28 protein-coding genes are annotated in these 20,467 nt (G+C 69.9%); 26 read left to right on the top strand and 2 right to left on the bottom strand.

Features of this window, described 5'->3' with window-relative positions; all coding sequences use genetic code 11:
* Positions 1–115 precede the first annotated feature (115 nt).
* The 19 genes from ACWD26_RS43165 (at position 116) to ACWD26_RS43075 (ending at position 15,234) form a co-directional block, all read left to right on the top strand.
* Positions 116–1,177 (top strand): ArdC-like ssDNA-binding domain-containing protein, encoded by a 1,062-nt coding sequence (locus tag ACWD26_RS43165; protein ID WP_451279102.1) that lies wholly within the window; start codon positions 116–118, stop codon positions 1,175–1,177.
* A gap of 761 nt (positions 1,178–1,938) precedes the next feature.
* Positions 1,939–2,307 (top strand): hypothetical protein, encoded by a 369-nt coding sequence (locus ACWD26_RS43160; RefSeq protein ID WP_451279100.1) that lies wholly within the window; start codon positions 1,939–1,941, stop codon positions 2,305–2,307.
* Positions 2,308–2,450: 143 nt separating this feature from the next.
* Positions 2,451–3,275 carry a hypothetical protein gene (locus ACWD26_RS43155; protein ID WP_451279098.1) on the top strand — a complete coding sequence of 275 codons (825 nt, stop codon included), beginning with the start codon at positions 2,451–2,453 and terminating at the stop codon, positions 3,273–3,275.
* 273 nt (positions 3,276–3,548) lie between these two features.
* Positions 3,549–3,803, top strand: a complete 255-nt coding sequence (locus ACWD26_RS43150; RefSeq protein WP_451279096.1) for a hypothetical protein — start codon at positions 3,549–3,551, stop codon at positions 3,801–3,803.
* A 168-nt stretch (positions 3,804–3,971) separates the two neighbouring features.
* Positions 3,972–4,880 carry a methyltransferase gene (locus ACWD26_RS43145; RefSeq protein WP_451279094.1) on the top strand — a complete coding sequence of 303 codons (909 nt, stop codon included), beginning with the start codon at positions 3,972–3,974 and terminating at the stop codon, positions 4,878–4,880.
* A gap of 76 nt (positions 4,881–4,956) precedes the next feature.
* On the top strand, positions 4,957–5,811 hold the full coding sequence (locus ACWD26_RS43140) for a hypothetical protein (RefSeq protein ID WP_451279092.1): 855 nt from the start codon (positions 4,957–4,959) through the stop codon (positions 5,809–5,811).
* Between the two features lie 130 nt (positions 5,812–5,941).
* Positions 5,942–6,130 carry a hypothetical protein gene (locus tag ACWD26_RS43135; RefSeq protein WP_451279091.1) on the top strand — a complete coding sequence of 63 codons (189 nt, stop codon included), beginning with the start codon at positions 5,942–5,944 and terminating at the stop codon, positions 6,128–6,130.
* Between the two features lie 167 nt (positions 6,131–6,297).
* Entirely contained in the window at positions 6,298–7,131 is an 834-nt protein-coding gene (locus tag ACWD26_RS43130; protein WP_451279089.1) for a hypothetical protein, read from the top strand.
* Between the two features lie 81 nt (positions 7,132–7,212).
* Positions 7,213–7,524 carry a hypothetical protein gene (locus ACWD26_RS43125; protein ID WP_451279088.1) on the top strand — a complete coding sequence of 104 codons (312 nt, stop codon included), beginning with the start codon at positions 7,213–7,215 and terminating at the stop codon, positions 7,522–7,524.
* 88 nt (positions 7,525–7,612) lie between these two features.
* On the top strand, positions 7,613–7,891 hold the full coding sequence (locus ACWD26_RS43120; protein WP_451279086.1) for a hypothetical protein: 279 nt from the start codon (positions 7,613–7,615) through the stop codon (positions 7,889–7,891).
* 135 nt (positions 7,892–8,026) lie between these two features.
* Positions 8,027–8,713 (top strand): hypothetical protein, encoded by a 687-nt coding sequence (locus ACWD26_RS43115; protein WP_451279084.1) that lies wholly within the window; start codon positions 8,027–8,029, stop codon positions 8,711–8,713.
* A 179-nt stretch (positions 8,714–8,892) separates the two neighbouring features.
* Entirely contained in the window at positions 8,893–9,504 is a 612-nt protein-coding gene (locus ACWD26_RS43110) for a hypothetical protein (RefSeq protein ID WP_451279082.1), read from the top strand.
* Positions 9,505–9,811: 307 nt separating this feature from the next.
* Positions 9,812–10,375, top strand: coding sequence for a hypothetical protein (locus ACWD26_RS43105; RefSeq protein ID WP_451279080.1), 564 nt, complete (start codon positions 9,812–9,814; stop codon positions 10,373–10,375).
* Between the two features lie 46 nt (positions 10,376–10,421).
* Positions 10,422–10,712, top strand: a complete 291-nt coding sequence (locus ACWD26_RS43100; RefSeq protein WP_451279079.1) for a hypothetical protein — start codon at positions 10,422–10,424, stop codon at positions 10,710–10,712.
* Positions 10,709–10,912: a hypothetical protein gene (locus tag ACWD26_RS43095; RefSeq protein ID WP_451279077.1), complete on the top strand. Its 204-nt coding sequence runs from the start codon at positions 10,709–10,711 to the stop codon at positions 10,910–10,912. The genes ACWD26_RS43100 and ACWD26_RS43095 overlap by 4 nt, the downstream gene beginning before the upstream one ends.
* 176 nt (positions 10,913–11,088) lie before the next feature.
* The gene (locus ACWD26_RS43090; protein ID WP_451279075.1) at positions 11,089–11,814 is read left to right on the top strand and encodes a hypothetical protein; all 726 of its coding nucleotides are present in this window, start codon (positions 11,089–11,091) and stop codon (positions 11,812–11,814) included.
* Between the two features lie 72 nt (positions 11,815–11,886).
* A complete protein-coding gene (locus tag ACWD26_RS43085) occupies positions 11,887–12,270 on the top strand; it encodes a hypothetical protein (protein ID WP_451279073.1) in 384 nt (127 codons plus the stop codon).
* Between the two features lie 334 nt (positions 12,271–12,604).
* The gene (gene dndC / locus ACWD26_RS43080; RefSeq protein WP_451279104.1) at positions 12,605–14,065 is read left to right on the top strand and encodes a DNA phosphorothioation system sulfurtransferase DndC; all 1,461 of its coding nucleotides are present in this window, start codon (positions 12,605–12,607) and stop codon (positions 14,063–14,065) included.
* A 176-nt stretch (positions 14,066–14,241) separates the two neighbouring features.
* Entirely contained in the window at positions 14,242–15,234 is a 993-nt protein-coding gene (locus tag ACWD26_RS43075; RefSeq protein ID WP_451279071.1) for a hypothetical protein, read from the top strand.
* Between the two features lie 98 nt (positions 15,235–15,332).
* On the opposite strand, the gene ACWD26_RS43070 is transcribed toward ACWD26_RS43075, so the two are convergent.
* Positions 15,333–16,547 (bottom strand): IS30 family transposase, encoded by a 1,215-nt coding sequence (locus ACWD26_RS43070; protein ID WP_451279069.1) that lies wholly within the window; start codon positions 16,545–16,547, stop codon positions 15,333–15,335.
* Positions 16,548–16,889: 342 nt separating this feature from the next.
* Here ACWD26_RS43070 and ACWD26_RS43065 point away from each other — a divergent pair, with 342 nt between their 5' ends.
* From ACWD26_RS43065 to ACWD26_RS43035, 7 genes are all read left to right on the top strand, one after another.
* Positions 16,890–17,129 carry a hypothetical protein gene (locus tag ACWD26_RS43065; protein ID WP_451279067.1) on the top strand — a complete coding sequence of 80 codons (240 nt, stop codon included), beginning with the start codon at positions 16,890–16,892 and terminating at the stop codon, positions 17,127–17,129.
* Positions 17,130–17,211: 82 nt separating this feature from the next.
* Positions 17,212–17,562, top strand: a complete 351-nt coding sequence (locus ACWD26_RS43060; protein WP_451279065.1) for a hypothetical protein — start codon at positions 17,212–17,214, stop codon at positions 17,560–17,562.
* A 67-nt stretch (positions 17,563–17,629) separates the two neighbouring features.
* A complete protein-coding gene (locus tag ACWD26_RS43055; RefSeq protein ID WP_451279063.1) occupies positions 17,630–17,992 on the top strand; it encodes a hypothetical protein in 363 nt (120 codons plus the stop codon).
* Between the two features lie 107 nt (positions 17,993–18,099).
* Positions 18,100–18,495: a hypothetical protein gene (locus tag ACWD26_RS43050; RefSeq protein WP_451279061.1), complete on the top strand. Its 396-nt coding sequence runs from the start codon at positions 18,100–18,102 to the stop codon at positions 18,493–18,495.
* Positions 18,496–18,565: 70 nt separating this feature from the next.
* Complete coding sequence (locus ACWD26_RS43045; protein WP_451279059.1) at positions 18,566–18,970, top strand: hypothetical protein; 405 nt, start codon at positions 18,566–18,568, stop codon at positions 18,968–18,970.
* Between the two features lie 157 nt (positions 18,971–19,127).
* Positions 19,128–19,289 (top strand): hypothetical protein, encoded by a 162-nt coding sequence (locus tag ACWD26_RS43040; protein WP_451279057.1) that lies wholly within the window; start codon positions 19,128–19,130, stop codon positions 19,287–19,289.
* 134 nt (positions 19,290–19,423) lie between these two features.
* Positions 19,424–20,164 carry a hypothetical protein gene (locus ACWD26_RS43035; RefSeq protein ID WP_451279055.1) on the top strand — a complete coding sequence of 247 codons (741 nt, stop codon included), beginning with the start codon at positions 19,424–19,426 and terminating at the stop codon, positions 20,162–20,164.
* 99 nt (positions 20,165–20,263) lie between these two features.
* Here the strand turns inward: ACWD26_RS43035 and ACWD26_RS43030 are convergent.
* A partial coding sequence (locus tag ACWD26_RS43030; RefSeq protein WP_451279053.1) for a hypothetical protein occupies positions 20,264–20,467 on the bottom strand: 204 nt, incomplete at its 5' end.

The raw sequence follows: 20,467 nt of genomic DNA, 5'->3' as shown, positions 1-20,467 counted from the left end.
GAGGCTCTTTCACGCTTTGCGGTGAACGGTGATGCTGGTAAAGTTCTTCTTGTCGGAACGGGGTGGCACCCCGCACCGGACACCACACGCACACCCCAGCGAAAGGGCACCCACCATGGCCACGTCGACCCGCCGCCGCTCCGCTGCGAAGTCCACCAAGCGCAAGAAGAAGCTCACGCCCGAGCAGCGCGCCGAGCGCAACGAGAAGCGCAAGGCCGAGGTTGAGAGCTTGCAGGAGCAGCTCACCGCCGCCGTCGTCGACTTCGCCTCCTCCGAAGGTTGGGCCGCAGTGCTGAAGAAGATGGCCCAGCGCTCCCGCATCATGCGCCGGTACAGCTTCCGCAACGCTACGCTGATCTTCGCGCAGTGCCCCCATGCGACGGACGTGTGCGGATACGTCGACTGGCAGAAGCGGGGCCGCCAGGTCCGCAAGGATGAGCACGGTATCCGCATCCTGGCGCCCTACACGTTCACCCCCCGAGACCGGAAGACCGGCGAGCTGGAAAAGGACGAGCACGGCAACGAGAAGCGCCTTACGGGCTTCAAGCCGATTTCGGTCTTCGACATCAGCCAGACCGAGCGGGCCGACGGTGTGCAGGAGCCGGAATCCGAGACGGGTGACGGCGTCAAGCTGCCGGACCTCGACGGGAAGGTGCAAGGCGCCGCCCCCGCTGAATTCATGGACAGGCTCACCGCCTTCCTCAACTCCCTTGGGTACAGCGTCGAGCACGGGTACACCGGGAAGGCGGACGGATACGCCGACCCCAAGACCCGGACCGTGCGCGTCGGAGAGGACTTCCCCGAAGCGCACCGCGCCGCCGTGCTCGCCCACGAGGCCGGGCACGTGCAGCTCGACCACACAGCCGACATGGCCGAGTACAGGAAGCACCGGGGGAGGATGGAGACTGAAGCCGAGTCCGTCGCCTACATCGTGTGCGCGGTCGCAGGTCTTGACTCCTCCGTCTCGTCGCTCTCCTACATCGCGGGATGGGCGGGTCAGACCCCGGAGAAGGTGCGGGAAACCATGATCGAGGTGGGACAGCGCGTCACCGAGGGCGCCCGCGCCATCCTCGCGTTCACCGACCCCGACGATGCTCAGGACGAGGGCCAGGACGAGGAGACCGGCACGACCGAGACCGTCGACGCCGAGCCGGAAGCGGTGCCCGTCGCAGCCTGACAGACAACCGGTGTGGCCGGGGGAGTGCCCCCGGCCGCCCGGAGTAGCGCGGTCGGCGCGCCGCCGGGCCAGTCCCGGGCACCCCCCCGGCGCGCTCCGGAGCGGGGAGCCCTGCTGGCGAGCGCCGACCGGAACCCTCCCCCCTCGCCGTGCGCCTGTCTCGCGGTGTGCATCGCACCGGTGGTGCGATCCGGCTGTGCGCCGCCGTCGTCGGGCCTGGGGCCCTCCTTTTGGCGGCCCGCCGGTCGCTTCGCGCCCGGCGGGCTGCGGTCGCCCGGGGCTCCCTTGCGCGAGGCCCCGGCGGGCTCCTCCGGACGCCCGCCCGCCGGGGACGTGTGCCCCCCGGGTGGCCGGCCGCCGCGGCGGGCGGGGGCTTGACGGGCTGGGGCCGGCGCGCGGGTGGGGGCCGTGTTCGTGGCCGGTGCGGTGGCTGAGGTCCGTACGTGGCCCGGGAGTTCACCATCTGTGGAGTCACCTCTTAAGAGGTGAGTGGTGGGGGAGCGGCCACCCTGGGCGGTTTAGGTGACCGGCCGCCGCCCGGCCGTCCCGCCGTGCGGATGACCGCCCAAAGGACGCAGCAACGGCCAGCGATGGGCGGGTTGACCGGCCGCCGTCCGGCCGCCCGTTGCCGGACGTTTCCGCAGCTCAGGAGCCGTTCCCTGCTTTGCTGTGAACGGTGATACTGGTAAAGTTCTTCTTGTCGGAACGGGGTGGCGCCCCGCACCGAACACCACACGCACCCCACCGAAAGGGCACCCACCATGACCGTCATCGACCAGACCCCCGCCGCCCTGACCGACGAAGAGCGGGCCCTGATCACCCAGTTCCTGGCAGGCAAGCAGGAGGACGCCCCGACGCCCGACGAGCCGTTCGGCCCGGTGGTGGCCGAGCTGCGCACCTCCGCCCTGGAGACCGAGGCGGAGTTTCAGCGGATCCTCAAGACCAAGAACAAGACGGCGGCCCTGCGGGACCGGGTGCTCTACCTACTGTGGCGCGAGCTGCACGACGTGCGCCAGGTCGCGGCCCTGCTGCCGGGCACCGTCACCATGCACACGGTGATCCGGGCCGTGGCCAAGTGCGCGAGCCGCCACGACTTCGACCAGGTCACGAGCAGCGAGACGACCGGCTGACCAGTTCCTGATCTCCGAACTTGCCCGGGGGGCGACGGTCGCACCGTCGCCCCCCGGGCCCGCCCCACCACACCGGCGCGCCCGGCCTGACACCCGCGCCGGACGACGACCCCCCTCCCAGGATCCAAGCCAAGGAGCGCGGCATGGCCACCAGCACCCTTCCGAGCATCTACCGCACCGGCGGAGTCCGTGCGTTCCACGCCCGAGGACCCCACGCAGCGGCCGCAGACCGCTTGGACAGCGGCGATGTTCCCCTGACGGTGGTGCCCATGCCGGTTGCCGAACTTCGCCATTACGACTGGCTGATTGACGTGCTCCAGGAGGACGGTTACCACGGCAACATGGTGGGCGGAAACGTCTACTTCGCCGACACCAGCGCCTTTCTCGGCTGTTTCTTCTCCGACGGCCGCCGGGTCCACGTCGAATGGTGGGACGACGTCACGTTGCACGACCTGGAGTTCGTTGCCGAGGTCCGCACCCCGCAGATAGCCCTGAACTACATGGTGAACCGGTGGAACTGGGCGCACGGCCGGGTGCTGCCGGTGCGGGAGCCGTGGGAGAGTGACGAGTCGCTCGCCAGCCGCCGCAGGGCCGTCCTGGAAGCGCACACCATGGCCGGTCGTAAGGCCCCGTCGGCTAAGACCCTGGCGGATGCCATCGCCAAGGCCGAAGCCGAGGCCGCCGAGCGCGAGCGCGCCGAGGCCAAGAAGCGTGCCGACTACCTGGCCGCCGTAAGGGATCGTGCGTTCGGCTTCGAGGTCACGCTGTTCGAGCCGTACCGGGTCATCGACCTTGCCAGGGCCAAGCGGCCCGGAGGCTGCGAGTACGGCCGATGCACCCTGCCCGCGCCCGTGGCGATCGAGGTCGACCCCTGGGTGCGGCAGGAGGGAAGCGCCCAGGGCCGCCGCAGCTACCGCGCGTGTGCCTTCCACTTCCTCAACGCCGTCGACGCGGTGTTCGCCCGGTAACCGAGGCGGCCCGCCGTAATCCGGTGAGACGCGTCCCAGCGTTCCGGCCCTGGTCGCAACCCGGGCCTGAACGCTTCAACGCGACGGCCCGTCAACGGTCGCTCAGCAAGTGCGCAAGCACGCCGCGCCCAGCGCCGCAGCCCGCCGGCCGCGCCCCGAAGGCGTCAGTACGCGCGCCGCGCCGTCCGCTCAAGTCCAGGGCTGGCTGGTTGCGTTCTTTGGAGGCCACCCCATCCCGCCCCGCAGTTCCGCGTCAGCAGGAGGACGCACCGCATGAGGACCGCACTCACCCCGCCGCCCCTGTGGCCCACCCCCGAACCCGGCTGGACGTTCGTCAACCTCCCCATGAACCGCTGCACCGGCCGCGCCGACCGCTGCACCGTCGACGAGATCCGAGACGGCCGGGTGATCTGGCACGTCGGCAACAACCCCGACCCGATCGCCGACACCTACAGCACCCCGCTGTTCACGTTCGCCCACCGCATGGCGACCGGCGAGTACTTCACCGATCGGGAGGCCACCTCATGAGCACTGCACAGCCCAACTAGCCGCCCACAGCGTCACCGCATCAGCGCAGCTCAAGAGCCCTTCCCCGCTTTATAGGGAGGGGCAGCAAGGGTAAAGTTCTTTCTGTCGGAACGGGGTGGCTCCCCGTTCCGGATCCGCACGCATACCTCACCCGAAGGGACATCCCGCATGGCGTTTCTCAGCAAGGAAGACGCGAAGAACCACCGCAAGGCGTGCGCCCTGGTCGCGCTGGACCGTGAACTCACCGAGGACGAGAAGGACACCGTCCTGCGGTACTGGCAGGAGTCGTCCAACGTGACCAACAAGCTGGACGGCGCCTACTTCACGCCGGAGGACCTCGCGTACGACCTTCAGTTCCATGTGCACGGCGATCGGATCATCGACCTGTGCGCCGGGATCGGGACGCTGGCTTACTGCAATCGGCAACTGTTCGACCGCCGCTTTCGGAACAAGCCGCCGCGCGAGATCGTGTGTGTGGAGAAGAACCCGGCCTATGTCGAGGTTGGCCGGAAGCTCCTTCCTGAAGCGACCTGGATCTGTGCGGACGTCCTGGACGTGCCCGACATGGACCTGGGCACCTTCGACACGGCGATCGCCAACCCGCCGTTCGGCGCGATCGAGCGCTCCGGGAACGCGCCGGGCTACACCGGCCCGTACTTCGAGTACCACACCATCGCCGTCGCTTCCCTGATCGCGCGTAACGGTGCGTTCATCGTCCCGAGCATGTCGGCCCCGTTCCAGAACACCGGACGGCCGGGGTTCCGGATCTTGGAGCGGCGCGAGAGCTCCCGTTACAGCGCCTTCCACCGTCAGACCGGCATCGTGCTCCGCGACAACGTCGGGATTGACGCCTCCATGTACGAGGGATGGCGGGCATCCCCCCCACGGATCGAAGTAGTTACCTGCGACTTCGAGGAAGAGCCTCCCAAGGCGCTCGCTAACAGGGCCCCCCGCCCGCAGCGGGCAGCCAGTCCTCTCAAGGCCGTCACTCCGGCCACGGTAGCGGCCCCGCCCGTCACGGTTCCGGCGGAGGACGCGGAGCCGTCCGAGGCCCACGCCGACGGCTTCCTGTTCTGACCTTGCCTCGCGGTGCCCGGCCGCCACAGCGGCCGGGCACCGCGTGTGCCCCGATCCACCACTGACCAGGAGACGCATGGGAACAGTGACCACCCGTACCACCCCGAAGCCGATCATCTACGACCCCGACGCCAGGGCGGACGAACTTCACCGCCAGTTCGACGCCCTCGGATCAGCACTGGCCGCGGCGCTCAACACGGCTGCGGTCGAAGGAGGCAGCTGGACACACGAGGCCGGCCATGCCTGCTACGGCACCGTTGAGCTGCGCCACCCGCGCGGGCTGGGCTTCACCCTCGTCCACGAGGGCAGTTACCGCAAAGGCGCCGCAGGCCGCCGTCTCTCGGTACGTGGCATCTACCCGCATGACTCTAACGTCCGCCGCGCCGAACCCATCACCGTGTCCATGGACCGCGATCCCACGGCCATGGCCCGCGACATCGTCCGCCGATGGCTGCCCAACTACCTGGCCACCATCGACCAGGCGCTGGAGATGGCACGCACTGCCGAGCGCCACCGTGCGGCGCGGCGCGCCATGAACCGCCGCATGGAACAGGTCCTTCCCGGGTTGCGCAATCCCCACGTCTCGGACTGGGAGGCGCCGCACCGGGACACCTCGTGGTGGTCCGGTGCCGAATGGTCCCCGAAGGAGGCGCCCGCCCGGGCTTCGGGCAAGGTGAGGCTTTCAAGCGACGCCCGCGAGGCCAATCTCGAACTGACCGGCGTGCCGGCGGATCTCGTCCTTGACATCCTGGCCCTGATCGACGCCCGCCAGCCTCTGGAGGGCACCGTCAGCCCGCGCGAAGTCGCACCGGCCCGCAAGGAACTCCCCGCCTCGCCGCCACTCACCATCCCCGGCCAGGTCATTCCCACAGCACCGGCCGCCGACGCCGAGATGGTCACCGTCGACGACGGCTGTCACGTCCTGTTCTGACCTGCATCGGTTCAGAGAGGACAACTCCGCTTTGCGTGGCACCTTGGAACTGGTAAAGTTCTTTCTGTCGGGACGGGGTGGCGCCCTGTCTCGACGCCGCACGCACGCTGCATCGAAAGGAGATCACACCGTGATCACCACCATCATCAATAACGCCACCGGCAACCAGCTCCGCAGTGCCGTCATTTGGACGTCCGATCATCTGCACGTCCCGCTTGACCAGGTCACGGAGTGTGTGGCGGTCGCCTACATCGTGCGCCACTTCGAGATGGGGGCCCTGTCCGGCTGGGACGGGTTCACCAGCCACCTGGAGGGCTGACCCCCCGGCCGACAGGGAGGCTTTGGCCTGGCGGCGCGAGTGCCACCGCCGCCAGGCCCTCTGCCTGGCTTTGTCGCACACTACTGAACTGGTAAAGTTTTTCTTGTCGGAACGGGGTGGCTCCCTGAACCGGCTCCACACGCACACCCGATACCGGGAGGTCCGGCATGACCATCGCCCCCGCGGCAGTCCCCAGCCCCGGCCACGACGTGGCCCGATGGGTGCTCAACCGGCTCGGCCCCGAACTCTGGGAAATCGACGGCCTGCTCGACACCGCCATCCTGCGCAACCGGCACGGCCACGAGATCCTCATCCAGGCCGACGGTGACAAGCTCAGGCTGGCCGCACAGGTCAACCTCGCCGACAACGACGATGTGCCCCTGACGACCATCGAGGAGGTCCAGCCGCTCCCCACAGGCCCCGGTGACCCGGTCGTGACCGAGCTTCTCGACGCCATCCGCTACCGGCTCGCCCCGGTGTATGGGCGGCAGAACGTGACCCAGGCGGTCGCAGTTCTGACGGCTCCTCTGCTCGCGACCCCCGCCGTCTTGGACCGGATCGACGAAGAGGGGGGCCACGCGACGATCGATATCGGGCGACGCCGGGCCACGCGGCACACCGTGGCCGTCGCCCAGGCCCAGGGGTCGGCCCCGCGCGTCGGGCTGACGTTCCAGGACCTGTCCTTGAAGACGGCACAGGAGATCGTCCGGGCCGCGCTCATCGCCGACGGGCACACCATCCCGGCACCGCGCGAGGTCGCCCCTCACGTGCTGCGGACCATGCTCGACGTCGCCCGTGGCGACGCCCCGCCCGAGGCCGTAACGGACAGCTTGGTCGACCCGGGGTATCCCGAGGTCGGCGACGGCCCGGCTGTCTACAGCATCGTGGGCCTGATCGCGGAGATCGGCGACGGCCTGGACGTCCGCGTGAAGCTGTGGATCGGCCCCGTCAGCGTCGAGACCGCCACCACCGCGCTCTACGCCTACACCTGCCACAGCTGACCCCCGCCCCCACAGGGCCGGGCCGCGCACCGCGCGGCCCGGCCCTCTCTGCCAGCAACACCCCCGCGAAAGGAACCGCCTTTGCCCGCTTCTGTTGACCACACCGCCGGACTGCCCGTCTACGCCGACGGCAGGCCGCCTCTGACGAGCCACGTACTTCGCCGCATGCTGCTGGGAGAGCCCAACCGGCTCATCGTCTTGGCGGCCGACAGCGAGGGCAACCACTTCTCCCCCCTGTACGAGGTGGGCATGGGCTTGTTCGACGCCCGGCAGTTGCGCGACGAGCTCTACCCGACCCGGCAGCAGATGGACAAGGACCGCGAGCTTGCCGACCTCGTCGGGCCCCTGCCCGCCGGGCTCCGCGAGGTCATAGCGCTTTACCCCGCAGGCTGACCTCTCCGGCCGGGGCGGGAACGGCCCGCCCCGGCACGCATCGAAATCCTCCGCATGAAGGGACATTCCACTGAACATCCTCACCGCCATGGGCGTCGGGATTCTGATCGTCGTTCTGGCCGGCTCCTTGACTCGCCGCATCTCGATCCAGACGGGAGACGGGCTGCTCGCTGTCGGCTTCGCGCTGATCGCTGTCGGCCGCATGGCCGAGGACCCCGTTCCCGCTGTCGTCAATTCGGGACTGGCCGCGTACTTCGCCTACCAGTGGTGGAACGGCCGGGACGACCAGGGAGGCCCCCGCCGCCGTCTACGCGCAGGCCTCCGCCGCTTCGTCGGCCGCCGCCGCACCGCCCCGGCACACGGCTAACAGAGCGAGCCTTGCCGCTCGCACCCCCTCACTCGCTTTGCGGAAGGGGGTGCGGGCGGTAAAGTTATTTCTGTCGGGACGGGGTGGCTCCCCGTGCCGGTGTCACACGCACACCACGATGAAAGGGCCCACCTCTTGCGCTTCACCCGTACGGACATCATCGACCGTCGCCCCGCCCGCCCCGACCGGCCGCAGGCGGCCTACCGCCTTGCTGTCCGCTTGGCCCTGATCGCCGAGCGCTACGCCGACCCACGAGCCGTCAACGACACCAGCATCCACCGTCACGACTTCCTCGGTGAAGGCACCGAATACCTCTCCGTCACCATCACCGACCCGAGGCGCCGCACGGAGGCCCACCTCACGGCCAGGCTGAAGGTCGACGCGTCCGGCCACGCCTGGCCAGGCAGCGGGTGTCTGACCCTCAAGGGCCTCAGTGACGCCGAGGTATGGACCCTCGTCGGATTCCTCTCCCCGCTCTGTGCGCCCGCCTACGCCGAGCAGACGTGGGCACCCCGCGGGGCCTGGTGGAAGCGGCACCGGCTCCTGAATCCCGGAGCCTGGCACGACAGTCTGCGCTGCCCTCTGGAGGCGTCCGGCGCCAGCGCCGAGACGGGCAACGGGTGCAGCGTCGACCTCTACCGCGCCAGCGGCGGGCACCAGCTCAACGTCGGCACAGTAAAGGGAGCACCCGGGCGCGGCGAGGATAAGGCCGACCGCCGAGCCCAGCTCATCACCCTCATGCGCGTGTTCGCGCGGTGGGGCGCACTCTCCGCCGCCCGGCCGGACCGCCCCCACCGGGCCCCTTCCCGCCTTCCGCTCTGACCCCCGCCGGGGCCGCCGGTGACCACCGGCGGCCCCGGCCGCCGCAAGGACATCCCGACTCCCCCTCAGGAGGACCCCCCATCTACCACGCTGTTTACTGGCACTACGTCGACCAGACCACCACCTGTGCTGTCTGTGCCGCCGACCGGATCACGTCGCTAGCCGACGCGCGCGCCGCCATGTGCCTCGCCAGGGGCGTCGATGTCGACGACATCGACCCGGCCGACGGATACGACATCTCCCGACGCGCCTACGAGTCCAGCCGGCGGGGCTGGGTTGACATCATGCGGCACAGCGGCCTGTCCTACTTCTACGTCCGGCCGGACCTTGAGAAGGTGGTAGCCAGTTGGACCCGGCGCCGCCCCGAGTTCATCGAAGGTGACGACTGGGCGGCCGCCGGAGCACGTGCACACCTCGACTACTGGCTGGAGCGTGGCGGCCGGTGCCGCCAGGATGGCTGCCTGATCCATGATGCGGGCCGTCTCCGGTTCGAGGCCGGATACGCGAACGTCGACGAGGCGGGGGAGCGGGTCGCCGTCTGGACCGTCGGAGAGGCGCACGCCACCCTGACCGGCCCCGACGGCCACGAATCCGACACCGTGCTGATACCGGCCGGGGCTGACGAATTCACCGCCCTCAGCATCATCCTGGACCGCTGGGGCGAGGACCTCACCCGCTGGGACCGCATCCCGCAAGAGGCGGAACAGCAGCCCGATACCGATGAAGCCGCCCAGGCCGCACCCGCCGACGCGCCGCCCGCATCCCCGGACATCGCAGACCGGCTCTTCTGATACGTCACACCTGCTCAACGCCCTTGCCGCGCTTCGCGGTGAGGGCGTTAGCTGGTAAAGTTCTTCTTGTCGGAACGGGGTGGCTCCTCGTTCCGGCCTCCCACGCACACCGACGGAAGGAACTCATGCCCCAGACGAACACGCTGCCGCGCTACCGCATCGGCGAGCGCGAGGCCAACGGCCGCTACCCCGTCGACGTGGACGGGGACCCGCCGGTCACATCTACCGCTGGCACAAGGTCTGGTACGCGGTTGTCCCGGGCCACAAGGAGACGGGCCACGCCTCGCCGGAATCCGCAGCGGAGCAGGTGACGAAGCTGGCCGACGCGGGAGCGCTCAAGGACCAGAGCGCAAGCGGACCGGCCGAGGACCCCCAGGCACCGGGATACGCCCTGCTGCTCGACCCCCGGCTTCAGCCCACCCCGGGCAACATCCGCTCGGCCGCGAAGGCCCATGCCCGGCTTGCCGAGCTGGGCTGGCAGCCCCTGGCGGGCTACCCCGGGGCCGACAACCACTGGCTCATGCGCTGCCTGATCTGTCCGTCCCGGTGGGAGGGCAACCGGTACTGGAGCCACCTCAGGGGCCGCAACAACGACGGGATTCCCCGGCCCAGGTACCGGCACGAGGGCTGCGTCCCCGTGCCGGAGCACGCCGGGAAGCTGTCCATCCTGGTCAAGCCCGCCCCGTCCTGCTTCTGCCCGGCCGCCCATCCGACCACGGCCGACGCGGCGGCCGCGCTGCTGAAGTCCGTGGCCCGTGCCCGGCGAGTCCGCGACACCGAGGCCCTGACCGCCCACCTCACCCGTCTCCTGGGCCCCTGCCCGGCGGCCACCGTCCGGGCCGCCGCCATCGAGCACGCGCTGGCTGCCTGAGAACGCCGCCCACCCGGTGGGCCACGAACCCCGACGAGGAGGACTCATGAGGTTCACTTCGCTTGCTCATCTCAAGCGAACCGTGCATCCCGGTCAGCGGGTGCACGTCACCAACAACTGGCATCCGCACATCAGCGGCATGCGCACCATCGACAAGGTGCAGACGAACAGGCTGGCCACGCTGGCACCGGGGCGGGACAGGCCCTGGTGGGTGGACTGGCCGAAGGCATCACTGGCCCGGATTGACGGGGCGAAGCTGTCGTTCCTCGACCCTGAAGACCCGGAGAAGGTGGCGTTCGTCTACGACTTCGATCCTGCCGGGGAGGGGGAGTCGTGAGCGGCTACAACAGCATCGCCGAGGTACGCAGCGTCACGCGCGAGACCTTGCGGATGGAGGGCCGGGACCCTCGGGACTACAACGTCACCGGCATCGTGCGGGACGCCTTCTACTCCCGAGGCCCGGGCTACGGGTACGGGGCGCGGGATGAACAGGCGTGGCGCGCTGCTGTGACGCGCCACCGTAAGAGGAACACCTGACCGGCCCAGCGGGCGGTACGGGGCGGTGCTGACAAGCCGCCCCGTACCGCCGAACCCTCCACCCCAGACACGAGCACACCCGTTCTCGCAGAAGGAGCCCGCTCATAAGCCACGCCCAGGCTGAAGCCCGACCGACCTACCCCCGCATCCCGCACTCCGCCCTGATCGCCGCACAGTTGCTCGCCGAGGCGACACGGCGCGAGGCGGACACCCGCACCGGCCGCGTGATGTGCCACATCATCGCCGCCGGAGTACGCGACATCCTCACGGACCACGACGACGACCCGGCGGCCCCCTTCGACGCCGTGCTCGTCGAACTCGTGCAGCACCCCAGCGGCAGCGTCCAGCTCACCGGCAGGTACTGGACCGCCGACCGCACCCCCGGACAGCTCGACCCGTGGTCCGTCTTCGAGCTGAACGAGTGGGCGGCCTACCTCGACGACGCCAACAGCCACGTCTGGAAGCCGCTGTGCGAGCTGATCAGCGACGCAGACGACACGGCCGTCTACCGGTTCGACCTGGTCCGCGCGGCCCGCGGCCCGCTCGACGTGGTGGAGCTGCCCGCCGAGCCCGCCCGCATCAAGGCGGAACGCGACCGGCTGCACACCGCGCTGCCCCGCCCCTGGCACACCCGGGAGACCCTGCACACCCCGGACGGCGGGGACCACGCCGACGAGGCCGAGGCCGACTACATCTCCGTGGAGATCGTGGCCGCCAACGGGCTGCGCGTCGCCGAACTCGGCGCATCGCTGGAAGACGTCGAGGACCAGCACGAGCGCCGTTCGGTTCTCGACGGCGTCCGCGCCGACGCGGAGCTGATCGCCCGTGGCCCGCAGGACATCGCCTATCTGCTCAGCCAGCTCGCCCAGGCGCAGGACCTGCTCACGCGCACCCAGCGCTGACCACCGGGCCCGGGGCGGCGACCCGCCGCCCCGGGCCCGGGCACTGCCCCCCTGACCGAGAGGAAGGGCCTGTTGACCGCCGAAGCCGACCGCGCCGTCACCGCAGAAGAAACCGTGCGCTGCCCCTGTTGCGGACTCCCCAAGCCGCTCCGGGCCGGCGCCGTCGTCGACCACTACCCCACGCGTACCGCCCCCACCCTCTGCTCGGGAAGCGGCGCCCGACACCGCACCGCCGCCGAACGCGACCAGGACCGCCACGAATGGGCGCAGGCCCTGGGCACCGGCGACTGGAGCCAGATACTCACGGCCCTGCGCACACGGGCCGAGCGCGACGAGCACCGCCCCGCCGCACTTCCCGACGACCCTTACCCCCGTTTTCCCACCGCCCAAGACGACCAGCAGGCCACTGCCGATTCGGCCCCCGGCGAACAACTGCCGCTGTTCTCCCCGGCCTAGACACCACACCGGCCGGGTGTCAGCGAAACGCTGACACCCGGGTGCCCGGCCCGGACGCCCGGCCCGGGCCGGAAAGCAAGGCCGAGGCCCTGCCCCGCAGCCCGGGCCGCTCACCGGGCGCCTGCCGCTTGACAGTTCCGCGCAGGCGGCAGCCGCGCCGACCGGCACCGAGGCGATCCCATCGTGCGCGCGCCGGTACAACGCACGCCGGCGACCGACGGCCGCGCCCACCCGGCCGAGGCCCCGCGCAGCGCCCCCGCCACCCTCCCCACGCTGTCCGGAGAGAAGGAGAAACCCGCTGACCGACACGCGCAACTACCTGCCACTCGTCGACCTGCCCAAGCCCGAGCCGTTCGGCGGCCGCGGCCTCCACGCATTCGTTGAGGACACGCTCGCCGAGATCCGAGAGCTGTACCTGGCCGACTCCGTTCCCTGGGTCGTGGGCTACAGCGGTGGCAAGGACTCAACGCTCACGACCATGCTGGTGTGGTTGGCCCTGGAGAGCCTGCCGCCCGAGCAGCGGACCAAGCCCGTCCACGTCATCAGCACTGACACCCTGGTGGAGAATCCGGTCATCGCCGCATGGGTCGGCAGGTCACTCGACTCGATGCGCACGGCCGCCGAGGCCGCCGGTCTGCCCATCGAGGTACACCGGCTCACCCCCGCCATCGAGGATACGTTCTGGGTCTGCCTGATCGGCCGCGGGTACGCCGCCCCCAGGCCGAAGTTCAGGTGGTGCACAGAGCGAATGAAGATCCGGCCATCGAACGCGTTCATCAGAAAGGTGGTCGACCAGCACGGGGAGGTGATCCTGGTGCTGGGCACCCGCAAGGCCGAGAGCCAGGCCCGCGCCCGGTCGATGGCCCGGCACGAGGCCGGCCGCGTCCGTGACCGCCTCTCGCCGAACGCCTCACTTCCCAACTCCCTCGTCTACAGCCCCATCGAGGACCTGACCACTGACGAGGTGTGGATGGCCCTCATGCAGTTCTCGAACCCCTGGGGCCACTCGAACAAGGAGCTCCTCGCGATCTACCGCGGCGCCTCCGCGGACAGCGAATGCCCGCTCGTCGTCGACACCAGCACCCAGTCCTGCGGCGACAGCCGGTTCGGGTGCTGGACCTGCACCATGGTCGAGTCCGACAAGAGCATGAAGGCCATGATCCTGAACGACGACGGCGACTCATACGACTGGATGCGGCCGTTGCTCGCCCTGCGTGACCGGCTCGACGTCGAGGACGACCGGCACTTGCGCGACTTCCGCAAGATGGACGGCCGACTCCTCATCCACCGTGAGCGACTCGTCCACGGCCCCTACACCCAGGAGGCCCGCGAGGATTGGCTGCGCCAACTCCTCACGGCCCAGACCAAGATCCGCCGAACCGGCCCCGACCACGTCCGCGACATCAGCCTGATCACCCTGGATGAGCTCCGCGAGATCCGCCGCATCTGGGTGTTCAAAAAGCACGAGGTCGAGGACACCCTCCCCGGGATCTACCAGGAGGCGACCGGCGAGCCCTACCCGGACGGCCCGATCAGCTTCACCATCGACCGGGACCGGGCGATGATCGAAGTCCTGCGCGAAGTCTGCGGAGACGACCACCAGGAATTCCTCACCATCAGGTCCCTCCTGGCCGTCGAACGGTCCTACCGCACAGCCATGCGCCGCGCCGGCATGCTCGACGCACTGGAGAAGGTGCTCGCCCACCACTTCAACGACGAGGACGAGGCCCTTGAGTTCGCCCTGCGCCAGCGTCAACTTCGCGGCCAGGACCCACCCCAGGCCACCCTCTTCTAACAGCCGTCCCCGACCCCAACCCCGGCCCGCCGGGGCCGGGGATCGGGGACGCTTGACAACACCCCCGCACGCACCCTCACACGAGAGGAGTGGAATAAGGTAAAGTAAATCCTGTCGGCTCAGGGTGGCTTCCGGGTCGGCGCCCACACCCACCACCGCTGAAGGAGAAACCCGCCGTGATCCCCCATGGCCTCACCCCCGCCAACGACGCGCGCGCCGCCGCGATCTTCGGCATCTCGACCAAGAGGTGGCAGACCACCAAGCGCTGGGAGGACCAGCCCGGGCTGAAGGTTCTCAGCCGCGAGGGCGCCATGCGCCGGCTGTACGCCGAGGAACAGCTGCAAGTCGCCAAGACCAACGCCGACCGCGCGGCCCAGGGCAAACCCCCGCTGCGCATGCCCGACCTCCCCGCGCCCGGGCACGACCTGGACCTGCTCGACCTCGAAGAGGCCCGCCTGTCCCTTCCGAAGGAGCGCCAGATCTCGCCGGCCACGTGGACGCGGTATCGGTCACCGAGCAGCAAGACCCGCCTGCCGGATCCCGATCACACGGAGACCGGCGAAGACCTCTGGTACCGCAAGACCATCGCGGACTGGGACGCCAGCCGGACCCAGCACCGCGGCCCCTCCAAGGGGCATGGCGGCCGCCCGGCCGGCTCCAAGGACTCGAAGCCCAAGGCGTGGGGATCCACCGCCAAGAAGCGTGCCCGGGTCGCCGAGCTCCTCGATGCCAACGGCAGCGACCTCACCGCCGCGATGGTCCAGGAGGAGCTGGGGGGCAGCCTGCGCACGGCCGAACGCCTGCTGACGGAGGCGCGCCAGAGGGCCGCCGAGCAGCTGGCCGAGCAGGAACAGCTCACACCCGACCAGGCGCGTGAGCGGGTAGGTCTGGTCAGCGGGGCGGAACGCCGGGTCGCCCAGATCCGCGAGCTCCTGGACGAACAGGGTTCGGCGCTCACCGCGTCGACGGCCGCGGCGACTCTGGGTATCGGCATGCGCCAGGCCCTCGACGCCCTGCGGCAGGTCCGGATCGACAAGATCCGGGAAGCCCGGGCAGAGAAGGTGCGTGTCACTGAAGGGTGGATCGCCGAGACATTCGGCGTGAAGCCGGACGTTGCCCAGCGTCTGCTCAAGGACAGTCGTACAGTCACCCGCGCCGCCGGCCGCTGATCCCATCCCGTCAGCCGGGCCAGCAACTCAATCGCCAAGGCCCCGTCCCCCGCGCATCGGCGGTTTCTAGGGATCGTCGCAACACGTGATCGGTTGTGTCAGACGGCGAGCAGTTTATGCAGACGCTCGGCTGGGGTTTCCCAGTCGAGCGTTTTGCGTGGGCGGCCGTTGAGCTGGGCGGCAACGGCGTCGAGGTGTTCGCGGCTGTGGACGGACAGGTCGGTTCCCTTGGGGAAGTACTGCCGCAGCAGACCGTTGGTGTTTTCGTTGGAGCCGCGCTGCCAGGGACTGGCCGGGTCGCAGAAGTAGACCGGGACGTCCGTGGCGACGGTGAAGCCGCGGTGGGCGGCCATCTCGGAGCCCTGGTCCCAGGTCAGAGACCGCTTCAGGTGCGCTGGCAGCCTGTGTGCGGCCTCCATCAGGGCGTCTCGGACACTGGCCGCGGTGTGGTCGGTGGGCAGGTGGAGGAGCATCACGTAGCGGGTGCTGCGTTCCACGAGGGTGCCGATCGCCGAGCCGCCGTTCTTGCCGATGATGAGGTCGCCCTCCCAGTGGCCGGGCACGGCCCGGTCGTCCGCCTCGGCCGGACGGTCGCTGATCATGACCATGGGATCGGTGAAGCGTGGCTGCCGACAGCTGGCCTGGCGGTGCGGCTTGCGGCGGGCGCGTCCGGTACGCAGGGCGCCGGCCAGCTCCCGGCGCAGTGCTCCGCGTCCTTGCACGTAGAGCGCCTGGTAGACGGTTTCGTGGACCACGTGCATCTCCGGCCGGTCGGGGAACTGTCTGCGCAGAGCGTGACAGATCTGTTCCGGGCTCCACCGCTCGTTGAGACCTGCCTGGACGGCGGCCCGCAGTTCCGGGTCCTGGCTGATCTTCCGGGGCTTGGGGCGGGGACGGCGGTCATCCGCCCGGGCCTGGGCGGCGAAGGGACGGTACTGGCCGTTCGTGGGGTGCCGGTTGCGGCGGATCTCCCGGCTGACGGTGGAGGGACTGCGGCCCAGTTCGGCGGCGATCGCCCGGACCGTCGCCTTCTCAAGGAGCCGGTCGGCGATGTAGATCCGGTCGGCTTCCCGCAGATACCGGGATACACCAGAAGGCGGCAGAACCGGTCTGGCCGGTGCTGCCGCCTTCTGCCGGCCGGAGGGATTCCGGCCGTTACGCCATCGCTTTCCCGTACGGAGGTTGATGCCGACGACCCTGGCCGCCTCCGTGTAACTCACGCCTTGCTGCACGAGCCGGAAGTATTCCTCCCGCTCACGGGTCAGCTTCCTGCGGCCCTGAGCCACCGTCCGGGTCTGGCGGATCTCGAACATCGCACCCCTTGGGCTGGGGTGTTGCGACGATCGCTAGAACCTAAGATCAGTGGGGGACGGGGCCTTCGCCGTCCCCGCGGAACCCCCGGCGGCTACTCGCAGCGGTTTACGTGGCCGGCCGTCGCCCGGCAGGCCCGCCGTTCTAATTGCTGACCCCAAAGACGCAGCAGCGGCGAGAGGCCGCGACGTGGCCCAGGCCCGATGCCGACCGCGCGCCAGACCAAGGGAGAACCGCAACAGAGGCACGCCACCTTGCCCGCGAGGGGTGAGGGTGGTAAAGTTCTTCTTGTCGGAACGGGGTGGCTCCCCGGTCCGGAACCACACGCCCGCCAAGGAGGAATCATGAACGCCGCCGGACCCGACCGCTACACCGAGCACTCCAATCAGGCTGTGCGCCACCTGGAGGCGGCCCGCGTATGGAATGAGCCGTCGACGGCGGAGCACCTCAAGGCCGCAGAGATCGAGGCCACCCTCGCTCACGCGGAAGCGCTCCGCACGCTGGCGGCAGCCATGACGGCCCAGCAGACGCCGAACGGCACCGTGAATCTGCCGTCGCACCGTTCGGTCGTCCTGCCGGACTAGCACGCTCTTCAACTCCCGCACCGGTCCGGGGTGGCCCCCCGGACCGGGCCCCACACGCACATCACCCAAGGAGAACGACGACATGACCACGCTGACCATGGACCGCCAGACCCCGGCCACCGCGACGGACGAAACCGCCGCCTACGCGGAGATGGTCGAGTTCATCACCACCACCACGGCCGCATGGTGGTCCTACCTCACCGGGCTCACGCCGGAGTTCTGCCGCGAGCGCTTCACCACCGAGTTCGCCCGGAGCCTCGCCCACGACGTCTACGCCCACCAGATCGACGAGGGCGCGAGCGACGCGGACGCCGTGGCCGCCGCCGGAGTCGTCGTCGTCCGCAACACGATCGCCGCCGTCAGCGACGAGCGCGCCGCCCAGCTCACCGCCGAACTCCGCGACCACGTCCGCCGGAGCGTCAAGCAGGTCTGAGGCACTCCAACGGGGCGGCCAGAGGCCGCCCCGTCCCTCACCGTCAGTTCCAAGTCGGAGGATCCGCATGTCTGTATACCCCGCCACGCCTGCCCTGGTCTCCCACGGCAGCGTCGAAGTGACCCCTACCGTCCAGCGAATCGACGGCATGGAGTACACCGAGGCTTTCACTCTCGGCATGGGTGACTACTTCCGTCGTGACCGGCACGGCAAGACCTACGGGCCCATCAACTGGGTTGACGACTCGGTCGACGGCACCGCGCGCTTCGTGGAAACGGTCAAGGAGGGGCACACGATGATCCACCCCTTCCAGCGGGTGTACGTCACTCGGCGGGCCCCCCGGTGCGAGTGTGGCCGCCGCTACGAATACTGCGAAGAAGAGTGCCTGTGGCCTCAAGAGCTGGAGGACATCTACGCCCGCCGCGTCTGAACGGCACATTCGCTAAAGGGTGTCTAAGGTGGTATAGTTCTTTCTGTCGGAACGGGGTGGCCCCCCGTTCCGGTCGTCACACGCACACCACGGTCAAAGGAGCCAAGATGAACTCGGCGGACCCGCGAGTTACCTTCCTGAGCACGGACATCATCCGTGCGGCCACCGAGGCCGCCCAGCTGCACCGCCGCTGTCGCGGCGAGCGCTTCACGCGCATCACCTTCGGGCGCACGCTGTCCGGTGACCAGTGGAGCCTCAGCACCGGCAGCCTGATCGAGCCCGCCACGCTCGTGGAGTCCGGTCCCACCTACACGAAGTGGCAGGGCGGCGGCGCGCTCATCGCGTCCGTTGCCGAGCCGCCTATGGCCGACCTCCCCGAGGTGTTCGCGGAAGCCGCGCGAGAGCGCGTCGAGGCCGCCGCGCGTCTGGCCGAACTCGTCAAGGATGTGCCGGTTCCCCTCGGTTGCGGTTCGCTCTCCATTCCCCTGCGGCCCGGCCGCTGAGCAACCAGCCCCACCAGAACGGTCCCGGGCAGACGCCCGGGACCGTTCGGCAAGTTCACACGGAGCGGATGTGACCACAGCAGTACGGGCACAGGCCCCCATGGTCGAGGCGGATCCCGACCTGATCGAAATCATCCGGCTACCAGCCCCGGCCGTCTACACGGCCGACGTCTACGCCGACTGCATCGCATGGCCGCCCGGGTGCGCAGTCCAGGGCCGCCGCGAAGACTCCACCGCGCGGGAGTACGAACTGCTGCGCGCCCTGGCCGTCACGCTGGACCGCTACCGCCAGGCCCGCAGAACACCCCCGGCCCGCCTCACCGTCCGGGCGATGCGCGTCCCGCCGGACGGCACCAGCACCCGGCCCCGGCCCGTCCGGGTGTTTGCGGAGATCACGAGGGACGCCCACGACGCGCCGCTCATCACGATCAGCAGCGCACCGCGACCGGCCCGGGCGAGTGCCGGGCGAGACTGAGTGCCGCCCGCGTCCGGCCGTCGCCTGTCTATGACGGCGGCCGGACGCGGGCGCATCCACGCTTTGCGCCGAGCTTTAAAGGTGGTAAAGTTCTTTCTGTCGGCACGGGGTGGCCCCCCGGACCGGCTCCACACGCACACCGACGAGAGGTACTCCGATGAGCATCGTGAACGAGCCCGCCACGGTCGAGAACTGCCAGAAGGACTACGCCAAGAGGACCGAGGCGGCCGACGCGGTCACCCGGGCCGCAGTCCAAAACCCCGGCCGGATCACGGGCGACCACGGCATTCCCCCGCAGCAGGGCGACGCCTCCAAGTAGCGCCACGCCGGGCGTCGGGGCCGCGACGGCCCCGACACCCGACCCGTTGCCACAGCCGGTGTCCAACATCCCCAGCGAAACCGGCTCCCGCATTCCCCCGAGACCACGAGCACCTTAGGGACGGAGACAAGCCCATGACCGACACCACCACCTCCTACGCCGCCGACGGCATCACGGCGGGACTGAGCACCTACCCGCACCCCAAGCCGGTCATGGACACGGGCGCGCTGGTGGAAGCGTGCCGCGTACAGGCACGTACCTGGGTGACCCGCACCTACGGCGTGCGGGTCCCGGACGAACTGTCCGGAGCGGGGGCCCTGGCGGACCTGATCGGCGAGGTCACCGACTGGGCCGAGCACGACCCGGACAACCCGGAGGGCGACGCCACGCTGTACGGACTCGCGCACCTGGAGAACGCGCACGCCGACGCCCTCCGGGCCTACCACGGGCACGGTGACGGCTACCTGTTGGGAGCCCTGTTCTCCCTCATCAGCGCCGGTGCGGCCCTGTACGACGGGTTCGAGGACGTGAGCCTTATGGACCCGTTCGACGGCCGCATGCCGGTCCTGGATGAGTCGGCACTGATCGAAACCGTGCGGGTGCAGCTCAACACCTGGGCGCCCACGTGGCTTCAGACGCTCCCGTACGCGGCCGGAGAGATCAAGGACGCCCCCGCCCTGTCCGACGTGATCGGAGACGTCCTCAACACCGCCCAGGCCCGTTACGGCGACATGGACGATGACGACAGCATCCGGGGCATGGCGCACCTGGCCAACGCCCGCGCCCACGGCCTGAAGGCCGGATACAGCCACGGGAACGCGTACGTATTCGCCGCCCTGGGGTCCCTGGTGCTGGCCGCCGCGAGCCTGGCCTGAGCGTGCCCGGACCCCCGCGCCCCGTCGGCAACTCCGACGGGGCGCGGGCGCGACAGCGACGGCCGCCCGCGGCCGCCCCGGCAGTGCGCCGCGAGCGGGTCACCAGGCGTCGAACGACGGCCGCTGACCGAAGCCGCGGGCCCGGCGCAGGTGAGCGCTGAAAAGGACGCCCTGACGGGCGACAGCCATCGGCCGCTTCGCGGCCCGGGCCGGCTCCGCGGCGACGGCTGCCCCCAATTCGCGGGATGCGGGCGGTCGGTGGGGCATCCGGCGTTGCCGGATGCGAGGGGCGCTCACGCCGCC

The organism is Streptomyces sp. NPDC002787 (genome assembly GCF_053592095.1).
The sequence above is the reverse complement of the archived record's forward strand: the minus strand, read 5'-3'. Positions and strand labels throughout refer to the sequence as shown.